This window comes from Lutibacter oceani, from assembly GCF_003384935.1.
GTDB classification, from domain to species: Bacteria; Bacteroidota; Bacteroidia; order Flavobacteriales; family Flavobacteriaceae; genus Lutibacter; species Lutibacter oceani.
This window is the reverse complement of record NZ_QTTQ01000011.1, coordinates 310,985-322,888: the sequence shown is the minus strand read 5'-3', so window position 1 is coordinate 322,888 and position 11,904 is coordinate 310,985. Positions and strand designations below refer to the sequence as shown.

The window sequence follows — 11,904 nt, the reverse complement described above, 5'->3', positions numbered from 1 at the left end:
ATAAATACGTAATTTGTTATTCTTTATAAGAATTTTTTTTGTGATTAAAACTAAGTGGTGATTAGCTGTTTTAGTTGTAGTTAAATTGCTTTGTTGTATACAATTGATATTGCAAATATATAAAATTATTTTACATATTAAAGTTTAAATCTTTAAAAATAAAACGTATTTTTGTGTCCGAATATTTTTAATATGATTCAAAGAGTACAAACTATTTATTTACTATTAGCAACCTTATTTTCTGGAGGATTAATTTTTCTTTTGAATTTATGGACTAATAATGAAGGAGTTAAATTTTTTGTAATTGATTCATTTAGTACAAACAACACATTATTAAATATAATGTCAGTACTATTTTTTATATCATCACTAATAACAATTGTAGCTATTTTTCAGTATAAGAAAAGACAATTGCAATTTGTTTTGGGGCGATTAACAATTTTGATCAATTTTATTTTATTAGGTATTCTCGTATATTTTGCACAAAATTTATCTGGAGAAATTAACGTTTCAGAGAAGGGTATTGGGTTGCTTATTCCAATTTTTACAATTGTTTTAGTAGTATTAGCTAATAAAGCAATTAAAAAGGATGAGGAACTTGTAAAATCTGTGGATAGATTGCGATAAACCTAACATCTTAGTATATTTAGTGCAAGGAAAACCATTTTAATTTTATTAAAATGGTTTTTTGTTTCTAACGGTTTTTGGTGATGCAAAAATATCATTACTTTTAGTGATAGTTTAAAGTTTTAATAAGTAATATATTTGAAAAGGGAAAATTATGAGAAAGATCAAAGTTCATATTGCAGATGATCATCAACTATTAATTGATGGTATTAATGCAGTTTTATCTTCTGAAAATAATATTGAAGTTGTTGGAAGTTCACTCAACGGCGAAGATGTTTTAAATTGGTTTGCTTTAAATGAAGCTGATATTTTAATTTTAGATATTAATATGCCAAAAGTTGATGGAATTGCTGTTTTGCAGAGTTTTGTGAAAAGTGGTTTTCAGCAAAAAGTTATTGTGCTTTCAAGCTATGATGATGCAAAACTAATTAAAGAAGTGCTGAAAATTGGAGCAAATGGGTTTTTAGCTAAAAAATGCGCTGGCGAAAATATTGTTGAAGCAATAAATGCTGTTTACTGTGGAAAACAATACTTTAGTGAAAGTGTTAAGGATAAATTACTATCCTCTTTCACAAAAAATAATTTGAGTATTGATAAAATATCTCAAGACGGCACATTTTTTAGTCCATTAACTCCAAGAGAAACAGATGTACTTAAACTAATTTGTAAACAGTATAATTCAAATGAAATTAGTAAAACCCTCCATATAAGCATAAATACTGTAGAAACTCATCGAAAAAATTTAATTCATAAATTAAAAGTAAAAAATGTTGTTGGTCTTGCCATTTATGCCATTAAAAACAACATTGTTTAATAAATTTAACTTCCTTGTCATATTTAAAAATGTTTAAACTCAAAATAATAGTATTATTTTTTATTTTTTTTCAGTTAGTAAATTATAATGTTTTTGCAAAATTTAGTAATGAAATTATTGTTAGCAAAATTGATGCTGACTTATTTTATTCAGATGATGAAAGAATAAAATTTATTAAAGAACTTATTGAACAAGGAAATACAGAAGAAGCCTTAGAAAAATTATATGAATTTATTGAAGTTGTTAAAAAAAATAATGAAACAAAATTAATTATTGAAGGCAATATTTTGTTAGCAGATATTTTTCGCGAAAATGGTGATTATAAAAAATCAACGGAAATATTTAATAGCATTATACCTTCAATTTCTAACGACTATGAAAACCTTCAATATATTTATTTTAAAAAAGGAGGCAATTTTCAGTTAGATAGCCAAATAGATTCTGCAAAATTTAATTATGAAAAGGCAATTTCTTTTAATAAAAATATTGAAGGTAAGGAAGATTTAAAAGCCAAAATTTATGCTAATTTATCTGGAATTTTTTATTTAAATGGGGATTATGAAAGTGCAATTGAAAATTTTAAAATTGCTGCAGATTTTCAGAAAACTTTAGGGAATAAAGATATTGAAGCCGGAATTTTAAATAATCTTGGAGGTGTATATTATATGCAAGGTAATTATAAAAATGCTTTAGAAATGTTTGAACAGGCTTTTAATTTAGTTGGTTATGGACAAAGCGATTTGCAGAAACAAACCCGAAATACCTCTTTTATAAATATGGCTTATGCTTATAGTGGGCTTAAAAACTATAAAAAAGCATTTGAGTATCAAGACAAATTTTTCTCTTTAAATGATTCTTTACAGCAAGAACTTAAATACAAGGAAATTGCCGAAATTCAATCCAAATATAGTTTGGCTACCAAGGAAAATGAAACTGAAATTGAAAAAGCAAAAAGAAGAGATGCCGAAGTTTTAACATATGGATTAGGTTTTGCAATTTTAGTACTCTTAACAGGTATTTATTTTTTATATAAACTTTATAAATTAAGCAAAAAAAACCACGCGCTTCAAATTAGTCAAGAACAGCTACTAAATCAAAATAAGATTGAAAAAATAAAAAGTGATTCACAAGCTAAAATTTTAGTAGCAACTTTAGATGGTGGGTTAGAAGAACGTAAAAAAATAGCTAATGTACTGCATGACAATGTAAGTGCATTGCTATCTGCAACTAATTTGCATTTATATGCCAGTAAAAAGAAATTGAAAGATAAGCTGCCAGTTGAAATTGATAAGGCGCAAAATATTTTAGAAGAAGCTTCAGAGCAAATAAGAGATTTATCTCATAAATTAATTTCATCTGTTTTATTAAAATTTGGTTTAGGTGTAGCAATACAGGATTTATGTGAAAAATCTTCCAATTCAACTATATTATTAAAAAGTGATTCGAAAAATATAGAACGTTTCAATCAAAATTTTGAAATAAAAATATTTAATATAATAAATGAATTGGTTAATAATATTTTAAAGCATAGCCAAGCTAAAAATGGAACTATAAAGTTAGAACAACTAAATGGAAATTTACAAATTATTGTTTTTGATAATGGAGTTGGTTTTAATGAAAATGAAATTGAAGTTAAAAGCGGAATAGGGTTAAGTCAAATAAAAGCAAGAATAAAAATGTTAAACGGATTGCTAAATATAAAATCTACAAATGAAGGAACACGAATTTTTATATCGGTTCCAATTATATATTAGCGTTTTTCTAATTCTATAATTTCTAAATTAGTAATATTTCCGTCATTAATTTCAAAACGAAGCATTGTTCTTACATTATGAAAACCGTGTTTTCCAGCAGCACCCGGGTTTAAATGAAGCAAGTTTAGTTTTTTGTCATAAATCACTTTTAAAATATGAGAATGTCCGCTAATAAAAATTTTAGGTGGATTATTTGAAATGTCATTTTTAATTCTAACATCGTATCTGTTTGGATAGCCTCCAATATGCGTAATCCAAACCGAAACATCTTCAATTACAAATTTGTTATCTATAGGAAACTCCGCTCTAATTAATTTATTATCAATATTTCCATAAACAGCTCTCAGTGGTTTTAAATTAGAAATAGTATCAACTACATCTAAAGAACCAATATCACCAGCATGCCAAACCTCATCTGCCTGTTTTATATATTTTAATATTTTATCATCAATATAACTATGCGTATCAGAAAGCAATAAAATTTTTTTCATTTTATTTTGAAAAATTAAACTCACAAATATGCCTTATATTTGCAGCCATACAAAATTAGCATTTCAGTTGAGATATTTTATAGAAATAGCATATAAAGGCACAAATTTTCACGGTTGGCAATACCAGCCTAATGCAGTTGCAGTTCAGGAATTAATTAACAAAGCATTATCGTTAATTTTTAAAAGAAATATTGATGTGGTTGGAGCAGGAAGAACAGATGCGGGTGTACACGCCGAACAATTATTTGCTCATTTAGATTTAGATGAAGATTTTAATATAGATGAAGTTAAGTATAAGGTAAATTCTTTATTACCAAAAGATATTGTAATTTTAAATATTTTAAAAGTAATTCCTGAAGCCCATACCCGTTTTGATGCTTTAAGCAGAACGTATGAATATCGTATTTTTTGTGGAAGAAATCCTTTTTTAACAGAAACAACATGGCAACTTATTAATAAAAAGTTAAATGTTGATAAAATGAATGAGGCCGCAAAAATTTTGTTAACTTACACCAACTTTAAGTGTTTTTCCCGTTCAAATACTGATGTAAGAACTTATAATTGTGATGTTGTTAAAGCTGAATGGTTATATACAAATCAGCTTTTGATTTTTCATATTACTGCAGATCGTTTTTTAAGAAATATGGTTAGGGCAATAGTTGGAACATTAATTGAAGTTGGAACAGGTAAAACAACAATAGAAGAATTTAAAAAGATTATAGAAAGCGAGGATAGAAGAAATGCTGGACCTTCAGCACCTGCACAAGGATTATTTTTAACTAAAGTAAGCTATCCTAAAAAAGTATTTATAAATGAGTGAAAAAGTTACTGGGAAAGCCTTTGATTTAAAAATTTTTAGCAGGCTTATGTCTTTTGCTAAAATTTATCGTTGGGAGTTTATTATTAGCACACTTGCAGCTATATTACTTTCTTTGGTTTCTGTGGCAAAACCAATTTTATTACAAGAAATAGTAAACACCTATTTTGAAGAAAAAGATAAGGAAGGAATTTTATATTTTTCATTATTAATGTGTGGATTTTTATTGGCTGAGGTACTTCTTCAATTTTTATTCATCTATAAAGTTAATTGGTTAGGACAACACATTATAAAAGATATTAGAATTAAGTTGCAAAACCATATGTTGCAATTTAAAATGGCATATTTCGATAAATCTTCAGTAGGAAAATTGGTTACCAGATTGGTTTCAGATACTGAAACCATAGCGCAGTTTTTTGGACAAGGTTTATTTATGATAATAAGCGATATTTTAAAAATGTTTGTAGTTGCAGTTGTAATGTTATTTATGAACTGGAAATTAGCAATAATAGCTTTTACCATACTTCCAATTTTAATATATGCTACAAAATTATTTCAAATTGCAATAAAATCGGCTTTTCAGGAAGTGAGAACTCAAGTTGCAAATTTAAATGGATTTGTTCAGGAGAGAGTTACTGGAATGAATATAGTTCAGCTTTTTAATCGTGAAAAATTAGAGTACCAAAATTTTGTAAAAATTAATGATAAGCATAAGAAAGCACATATTAGAACAGTTTGGTATTATTCAATATTTTTCCCAATTGCTGAAATTTTATCGTCAATTGCAGTAGGTTTAATGGTGTGGTTTGGTGGACTGGATATTGTGGACTCCGGTATTACAAATGCAGGTGAAATTATAGCATTTATTATGATGTCACAAATGTTGTTTAGACCTTTAAGGCAAATTGCAGATAAATTTAACACGCTTCAAATGGGTATGGTTGCAGGTAATCGCGTTTTTGAGGTATTAGATACTGAAAGCCAAATTACAAAAACTGGAACAGTGGAAGCAACACACTTTAAAGGAGATATTGCTTTTAAAAATGTTCATTTTAGTTATATACAAGGTGAAGAAGTTTTAAAAGGACTTTCATTTAATGTAAATGCAGGAGAAACCGTTGCAATTGTTGGTGCTACAGGAGCTGGAAAATCAACTATCATAAATTTAGTAAATCGTTTTTATGAAATAAATTCGGGTGAAATATGCATTGATGATCATAATATTGAACAATATACACTTCAATCTTTAAGAAATCAAATTGCTGTTGTGTTACAAGATGTGTTTTTATTTTCAGATACAATATTTAATAATATTGTTTTAAATAAAGAAGGAGTTACTTTAAACGATGTTAAAAATGCTGCAAAAGAAATAGGTATTCATGATTTTATTATGACTTTGCCAGGAAATTATAATTATAATGTTAAGGAAAGAGGAGCAATGCTTTCTGCTGGTCAACGTCAATTAATTGCATTTCTTAGAGCTTATATAAGTGATCCAAGTGTGTTAATTTTAGATGAGGCAACTTCTTCAATAGATTCTTATTCAGAAAAATTGATTCAAGAAGCAACTGATAAAATTACAAAACATCAAACTTCAATTATTATTGCACACAGGTTAACTACCATAAAAAATGCGGATAGAATTATTGTTATGGACAAAGGTGAAATTGTTGAGCAAGGTTCACATTTAGAATTACTGGAGAAAGATGGTTATTACAAAACCTTGTATAATATGCAATTTGCTAATGAAGTGGCTTAGGAGTTTAAAAGTTTGAAAACGTTGAAAGGTAAAGAAGTAAAGTATTCGTTTTAAAAACTAAAAACCAGCTACTAGGTAAGATCGTATCTAATAGTTTCAATTAGTTCATTAGTGTTTTTATATAACACAAATTCACCATCTTTTATATAAGATATTTTACCTGTTTCCTCAGAGATGGCTAAACATAAAGCATCCGTTTTTTCTGTAATGCCAATTGCGGCTCTGTGTCTTAATCCAAAACGAGAAGGCAATTGTTTTTTAGAAAGCGGTAATATAACCCTTGTAGCAATAATAAAATTTTCTTTAATAATCATAGCTCCATCATGTAGTGGACTATTTTTATAAAATATACTTTCTAAAATAGCTTGGTTGATTTCAGCGTTCATGCTGTCTCCAGTATTTTTTACAAAATCTAAATTATGTGTACGTTCCAAAACAATTAGCGCACCAGTTTTTGTTGAAGCCATAGCTTCACAAGCAGCTACAATTACTTCAACATCCATACTTGTATGAATTTCTGTTTTAAGAAATTTAAGTTGATTTAAAAAGTTGCGCTTGTTTGTAAAATTTGTAGATCCCAACATTAATAAAAACTTTCTAACCTCTGGTTGAAATACAATTAAAATTGCAATTGCACCTAAGCTTATTAGTGTTCCTAGTAACCCACTAAGCATTTCCATTTGTAAAGCTTGAGTAATTTTCCAAATTAAAACCACTAATGCTATTCCTATAAATATGTTTATTGCAACAGTTCCTTTTAGTAATTTATAGATGTAATATAGTAAAACTGCAACTAATACTATATCTAATACATCAAGAAAAGTGAAATCTAAAAAATCTAGCATTAGGATTGTTTTTTGTAAAAATATGAAAAAGATTGCATTATTAATAACTATTCACATCCACAATCTGGAACTTTATTTGGGTCAAATATAAATTCTAAATTATTTATTAAAATATTAGGAGTACTTATAGATTTCACTAATGTGAAATAGAATAAATAATCTTGATACGTTAAATTTTGATTGAAATTTAAATGAAGCATTGTTTGCTTTCCTTCCGAAGAAAATTCTATAAACTCAAGTAAAGTGGATTCCAGTTCGCTATTTTCCATTTTGGCATCATTAATCCAAGTGTTTGAAGGGTTGAAAGTAAGGTTAATGTTGTTATAGTTTAGGTAATCGTTGCTGTTATCCTTTATATATTGTTTTGATAAAATACTATCAGTTTTAAAAATTACGGCATCAAATTTAATAAAAGAAAGTTTTTTTGAAATGGTATCGGAAAAGCTAAAATAATTGTGCATTCCTTTTTTAGAATGCACGCCATTAGCGTGTTTGTCTTGTAATTTAACAATTGAAGGTATAAAGGTTTTTAAAGGTAATTTTTTGTCAATATTATAAATCCAATGGGTTGAACTTATGGTATTTTTTCTGTTTAATTTTGCTATTGTATCATTACTCACTATTTCAAAAAACATCCAAACTTGCGAGTGGTCATGTACTTCTTGAATTCCCTTCACAGCCAATGTTGGTATTTTAAGCTCTTTTTTAGTACAGCTAAAAAGTGCTAACAAAAAGAATAATATATAAAGTTTTTTCATATTAATTTTTTAATAAATCAACTATTTTAATTGCTTCAACAGCTTCTTTAACATCGTGCACCCTTAATATGTTAGCACCTTTTAATAAGGCAATTGTATTTGCAGTTGTTGTGGCATTTAAAGATTTTTCAGCTGTTATTTCTAAAGGTTTGTAAAGCATAGATTTTCTGGATAAACCAACTAAAGTTGGAATTTCAAGATTTTTAAATAAATCCAAATGCTTTAATAGTTTGTAATTATGTTCAGTAGTTTTTCCAAATCCAAATCCGGGATCGGCGATAATATCATTTATACCAAGTGAACGTAATTCGTTAATTTTTTTTGAAAAGTAATATAAAACTTCTTTTACAATATCTTCATAAAATGGATTTTGTTGCATATTTTGAGGGGTTCCTTGCATATGCATAATAATATAAGGCACCTGAAGGCTCGCAATTGTTTTAAACATGGATGCATCCATAGCTCCTGCTGAAATGTCATTTACAATACAAGCCCCATAATTTATACAGCTTTCAGCAACTTTACTTCTAAAGGTGTCAACTGATATTGTAATATTTTGAAATTCATTTATTAGAAGTTTTATTACTGGTAGTAAGCGTTCTAATTCTTCTTCTTCAGAAATATGTTTAGCTCCAGGTCGAGAAGAATATGCGCCAACATCAATAAATGTAGCTCCTTCATCCAGCATTTTTTTAACTTGAGTAACAATAGTGGATTCATTTTTATATTTGCCTCCATCAAAAAAAGAATCAGGAGTAATATTTAAAATTCCCATTACTTTTGGTAATGATAAGTCAATTAATTTTCCGTTACAGTTAATACTTTTCATTAGCGTACAACCTTGTTAATTACTTTAGTCATTACCGGAGCTTTGTAATTGAACATTTGGGTTAATAAATCATCAATAGAATCCGTTACAATTAACATGTCTTTATTAGTTTGTTTTAAGTAGCCTTCAGTAACCATAACATCTAATTGTTTAATTAAATAATTAAAAAAACCATTGGTGTTTAAAATGCCTACCGGCTTTTGCTCTATACCTAATTGCCCCAAAGTTAATGCCTCAAAAATTTCATCTAAAGTTCCAAATCCACCGGGAAGTGCAATGTAACCATCAACCAATCTACTTATCTTAACCTTTCTTTTACTCATTGTTTTGGTTACAATCATTTCGGTAATATTGGTGTGGGCAACTTCTTCATGGCGTAATAATCCGGGAATAACTCCAATAACTTCTCCTTTTTTTTCAATTATAGTATCAGCTATAACGCCCATCATTCCAATTTTTCCACCGCCATACACTAGGCCAATTTTATTTTTAGCAAAATAATTGCCAAGTTTTATGGCTTCATTTTTATAAATTTCACTAAACCCTAAGCTTGAACCACAAAAAACAGCAACTTTCTTCATTATTTAATATTAGATTTTTTAATTCATTAAATTTGTTCGAAATTTACGGAAATAATTAAAGTTACATGCAAGAAACTTCAAAACAATATAATGAGGTTATTGAAAAATGCCGATCATTATATATAAATAAATTAAAAGATTATGGCAGTGCTTGGCGAATTTTAAGGTTGCCATCACTTACGGATCAAATTTTTATAAAAGCACAGCGCATTAGACAGTTGCAGCAAAATACTACCCGTAAAGTTGACGAAGGTGAAGCTTCAGAGTTTATAGGAATTATTAATTATTCGGTAATGGCTTTAATTCAGTTAGAAAAAGGAGTTGTTGAACAACCAGATTTATCAAATGACGAAGCTATTGAATTGTACGATAAACACATTGCTATTACAAAACAATTAATGGAAGATAAAAATCATGATTATGGTGAAGCTTGGCGAGATATGCGCGTAAGTTCTTTAACAGATTTAATTCTTCAAAAATTATTGCGTGTAAAACAAATTGAAGACAATAAAGGAAAAACAATTGTTTCTGAAGGAATTGATGCAAATTATCAGGATATGATCAATTACGCAGTTTTTGCTTTAATTCATATTAATGAAGATTAATTACTATAAAATGTTCTTTTTCTTGGAAAAAATAAAAGAACGATTTATAGCAGAATATATTAGATCTTAAAAAAATTATAATTAATAACAAATGAAATTACTTGTATACCTTTCTCGCTTTATTGTTGCTGTTACATTTATTTTTTCAGGATTTGTAAAATTAGTAGATCCCTTAGGTTCAGCGTATAAGTTTCAAGAATATTTTAGTGCAGATGTATTAAATATGGAATTTTTAATTCCATATGCATTGCCATTCTCAATTATTTTAATTCTAGCAGAAATTGTATTAGGTGTTATGTTGCTAGTAGGTTATTTGCCAAAGTTAACAGTGTGGAGTTTGTTAGGTATAATTTTGGTTTTCTTGTTTTTAACATGGTATTCAGCTTACTACAATAAGGTTACAGATTGTGGTTGTTTTGGTGATGCAGTTAAACTGTCTAGTTGGGGTACGTTTTATAAAAATATAGTTTTAGTTGTGTTTATTTTAATTTTAGTTAAAGGATCCAAACATATTAAACCGTTATTTAGTATGGCTTTTGCAAAGTGGACAACTTTTCTTTCTTTTTTTCTATTCCTATATATTATATATTATGTATTAATACATTTACCTATAATAGATTTTAGACCTTATGCTGTTGGGAAAAATATTCCAGAAGGTATGGAGTATCGTGGAGATGAAGAACCTCCAATACATGATTTCTTTTTGGAAACTGAAGATGGAGAAGATTTAACAAATACAGTTTTAGAGCAGGATAAAGTAATGCTTGTTATTTCCTATAATATAAGTATTAGCGATAAAAAAGGTTTTAATAATATTAAAGAGGTAACAGACGAAGCGATAAAAAGTGGCTATACAGTTTATGCTTTATCTTCTTCAATGAATGAAGAATTTACTGAAATTAAAAATGAATATAATTTAAATTTTGACATGTTGTTTGGTGATGAAACCATGTTGAAAACTGTTATTCGTTCAAATCCAGGTATTGTAATACTTCAAAAGGGAACTGTAATTGGAAAATACAGTTGGGTTGATGTTGATAATATTAACTTTTAATAAATGAAGCAGCTACTATTAGTGTTTTTTGGTGGAGGTTTTGGGAGTGTGATGCGTTATATTATTGGCAGGTGGTTTAACAGTACAGAAAATACAATTCCTTATGCAACACTTTTAGTAAATGTACTTGGAAGTTTAATAATAGGGCTTGTTATTGGCTACTTTATAAAAGTTTCAGATACTTCAAATGATTATGTTTTTTTATTAGCTACAGGCTTTTGCGGTGGCTTTACAACTTTTTCTGCTTTTGCTTATGAAAATCACCTTTTTTTAAGGAATGGTGATTATTTTTCTTTTCTTCTTTATACTATAGGTTCAATTATTTTGGGCTTACTAGCAGTTTTTATTGGTTTCTACTTTTCAAAAGTATTTTAATTTACCTCTTTTTTGTTCTTTTTTAACCCGTATTAAAGATATAGGTAATTCTGTATGTCTTAATATGATAAAATAGAACATAAATATTTGAATACCCTCAAAAAAATGGGGGTAAAAAATTAATATTATATAAAAATGATAGTCATACCCCTAAAAAATTAGGGGGTAAAAAAATATAATTATATTTTTGTCTCGAAATCAATTATAAAAATCACTTTATTATGAAGAAAATTGAAGTTATTATTAGAAAGTCAAAATTTGATGAAGTAAAAGAAGCTTTGCATCAAATTGAAGTCAATTTTTTTAGTTACTGGGATGTAACTGGAGTTGGCAACGAAAAACAGGGGCATGTTTATAGGGGTGTAAGTTATAGTACATCGGATATACAGCGAAGATTTTTATCAATTGTGGTTTCGGATCCGTTTTTGGATAGAACGGTTGACGCAATATTGAAATCGGCAGCAACAGGAACTGTTGGAGATGGTAAATTATTTATATCTACAATCGACGAAGTTTATAGAATAAGAACTAAAGAAAAGGGTACTGACGCTGTAAACTAATAAATAAAAAAAATTAACTAATTACAAAAATATAA

General features: G+C 27.9%; 14 protein-coding genes. 9 read left to right on the top strand and 5 right to left on the bottom strand.

The genetic code is table 11. The features are described 5' to 3' along the window. Window positions 1-192 precede the first annotated feature (192 nt). The 3 genes from BX611_RS10735 (at window position 193) to BX611_RS10725 (ending at window position 3,195) form a co-directional block, all read left to right on the top strand. Window positions 193-627, top strand: coding sequence for a DUF4293 domain-containing protein (locus BX611_RS10735; RefSeq protein WP_115881062.1), 435 nt, complete (start codon window positions 193-195; stop codon window positions 625-627). Window positions 628-781: 154 nt separating this feature from the next. Then, complete coding sequence (locus BX611_RS10730) at window positions 782-1,441, top strand: response regulator (protein WP_317047894.1); 660 nt, start codon at window positions 782-784, stop codon at window positions 1,439-1,441. A gap of 29 nt (window positions 1,442-1,470) precedes the next feature. After that, window positions 1,471-3,195, top strand: a complete 1,725-nt coding sequence (locus BX611_RS10725; RefSeq protein ID WP_115881058.1) for a tetratricopeptide repeat-containing sensor histidine kinase — start codon at window positions 1,471-1,473, stop codon at window positions 3,193-3,195. Here BX611_RS10725 and BX611_RS10720 read toward each other — a convergent pair. Further along, window positions 3,192-3,686, bottom strand: coding sequence for a metallophosphoesterase family protein (locus BX611_RS10720; protein ID WP_115881932.1), 495 nt, complete (start codon window positions 3,684-3,686; stop codon window positions 3,192-3,194). The two genes, BX611_RS10725 and BX611_RS10720, sit on opposite strands and share 4 nt — an antisense overlap. A 28-nt stretch (window positions 3,687-3,714) precedes the next feature. Here BX611_RS10720 and truA point away from each other — a divergent pair, with 28 nt between their 5' ends. Continuing rightward, window positions 3,715-4,506: a tRNA pseudouridine(38-40) synthase TruA gene (gene truA / locus BX611_RS10715; protein ID WP_240324965.1), complete on the top strand. Its 792-nt coding sequence runs from the start codon at window positions 3,715-3,717 to the stop codon at window positions 4,504-4,506. After that, window positions 4,499-6,262, top strand: a complete 1,764-nt coding sequence (locus BX611_RS10710; RefSeq protein WP_115881056.1) for an ABC transporter ATP-binding protein — start codon at window positions 4,499-4,501, stop codon at window positions 6,260-6,262. Before truA ends, BX611_RS10710 begins: the two co-directional genes overlap by 8 nt. A gap of 71 nt (window positions 6,263-6,333) precedes the next feature. Here the strand turns inward: BX611_RS10710 and cdaA are convergent, their stop codons facing one another. The 4 genes from cdaA to BX611_RS10690 are packed head-to-tail and all read right to left on the bottom strand — an operon-like array spanning window position 6,334 to window position 9,275. After that, on the bottom strand, window positions 6,334-7,107 hold the full coding sequence (gene cdaA / locus BX611_RS10705) for a diadenylate cyclase CdaA (protein WP_115881054.1): 774 nt from the start codon (window positions 7,105-7,107) through the stop codon (window positions 6,334-6,336). A 47-nt stretch (window positions 7,108-7,154) separates the two neighbouring features. Next, window positions 7,155-7,865 carry a hypothetical protein gene (locus tag BX611_RS10700; RefSeq protein ID WP_115881052.1) on the bottom strand — a complete coding sequence of 237 codons (711 nt, stop codon included), beginning with the start codon at window positions 7,863-7,865 and terminating at the stop codon, window positions 7,155-7,157. Between the two features lies 1 nt (window position 7,866). Further along, on the bottom strand, window positions 7,867-8,694 hold the full coding sequence (gene folP / locus BX611_RS10695; protein WP_240324964.1) for a dihydropteroate synthase: 828 nt from the start codon (window positions 8,692-8,694) through the stop codon (window positions 7,867-7,869). Next, entirely contained in the window at window positions 8,694-9,275 is a 582-nt protein-coding gene (locus tag BX611_RS10690) for an LOG family protein (RefSeq protein ID WP_115881050.1), read from the bottom strand. The genes folP and BX611_RS10690 overlap by 1 nt, the downstream gene beginning before the upstream one ends. A gap of 65 nt (window positions 9,276-9,340) precedes the next feature. Here BX611_RS10690 and BX611_RS10685 point away from each other — a divergent pair, with 65 nt between their 5' ends. The 4 genes from BX611_RS10685 (at window position 9,341) to BX611_RS10670 (ending at window position 11,869) form a co-directional block, all read left to right on the top strand. Next, complete coding sequence (locus BX611_RS10685; RefSeq protein WP_115881048.1) at window positions 9,341-9,880, top strand: DUF1599 domain-containing protein; 540 nt, start codon at window positions 9,341-9,343, stop codon at window positions 9,878-9,880. Between the two features lie 91 nt (window positions 9,881-9,971). Continuing rightward, on the top strand, window positions 9,972-10,934 hold the full coding sequence (locus tag BX611_RS10680; RefSeq protein ID WP_115881046.1) for a BT_3928 family protein: 963 nt from the start codon (window positions 9,972-9,974) through the stop codon (window positions 10,932-10,934). Window positions 10,935-10,937: 3 nt separating this feature from the next. Continuing rightward, window positions 10,938-11,309, top strand: a complete 372-nt coding sequence (gene crcB, locus BX611_RS10675; RefSeq protein ID WP_115881044.1) for a fluoride efflux transporter CrcB — start codon at window positions 10,938-10,940, stop codon at window positions 11,307-11,309. A gap of 221 nt (window positions 11,310-11,530) precedes the next feature. Then, on the top strand, window positions 11,531-11,869 hold the full coding sequence (locus BX611_RS10670; RefSeq protein ID WP_115881042.1) for a P-II family nitrogen regulator: 339 nt from the start codon (window positions 11,531-11,533) through the stop codon (window positions 11,867-11,869). The last annotated feature ends 35 nt before the right edge of the window (window positions 11,870-11,904 follow it).

Bases quoted from the DNA above. Each gene is read 5' to 3' on its own strand.
- BX611_RS10735 (WP_115881062.1), top strand. From the start codon at position 193: ATGATTCAAAGAGTACAAACTATTTATTTACTATTAGCAACCTTATTT.
- BX611_RS10730 (WP_317047894.1), top strand. From the start codon at position 782: ATGAGAAAGATCAAAGTTCATATTGCAGATGATCATCAACTATTAATT.
- BX611_RS10725 (WP_115881058.1), top strand. From the start codon at position 1,471: ATGTTTAAACTCAAAATAATAGTATTATTTTTTATTTTTTTTCAGTTA.
- BX611_RS10720 (WP_115881932.1), bottom strand. From the start codon at position 3,686: ATGAAAAAAATTTTATTGCTTTCTGATACGCATAGTTATATTGATGAT.
- truA (WP_240324965.1), top strand. From the start codon at position 3,715: ATGCCTTATATTTGCAGCCATACAAAATTAGCATTTCAGTTGAGATAT.
- BX611_RS10710 (WP_115881056.1), top strand. From the start codon at position 4,499: ATGAGTGAAAAAGTTACTGGGAAAGCCTTTGATTTAAAAATTTTTAGC.
- cdaA (WP_115881054.1), bottom strand. From the start codon at position 7,107: ATGCTAGATTTTTTAGATTTCACTTTTCTTGATGTATTAGATATAGTA.
- BX611_RS10700 (WP_115881052.1), bottom strand. From the start codon at position 7,865: ATGAAAAAACTTTATATATTATTCTTTTTGTTAGCACTTTTTAGCTGT.
- folP (WP_240324964.1), bottom strand. From the start codon at position 8,694: ATGAAAAGTATTAACTGTAACGGAAAATTAATTGACTTATCATTACCA.
- BX611_RS10690 (WP_115881050.1), bottom strand. From the start codon at position 9,275: ATGAAGAAAGTTGCTGTTTTTTGTGGTTCAAGCTTAGGGTTTAGTGAA.
- BX611_RS10685 (WP_115881048.1), top strand. From the start codon at position 9,341: ATGCAAGAAACTTCAAAACAATATAATGAGGTTATTGAAAAATGCCGA.
- BX611_RS10680 (WP_115881046.1), top strand. From the start codon at position 9,972: ATGAAATTACTTGTATACCTTTCTCGCTTTATTGTTGCTGTTACATTT.
- crcB (WP_115881044.1), top strand. From the start codon at position 10,938: ATGAAGCAGCTACTATTAGTGTTTTTTGGTGGAGGTTTTGGGAGTGTG.
- BX611_RS10670 (WP_115881042.1), top strand. From the start codon at position 11,531: ATGAAGAAAATTGAAGTTATTATTAGAAAGTCAAAATTTGATGAAGTA.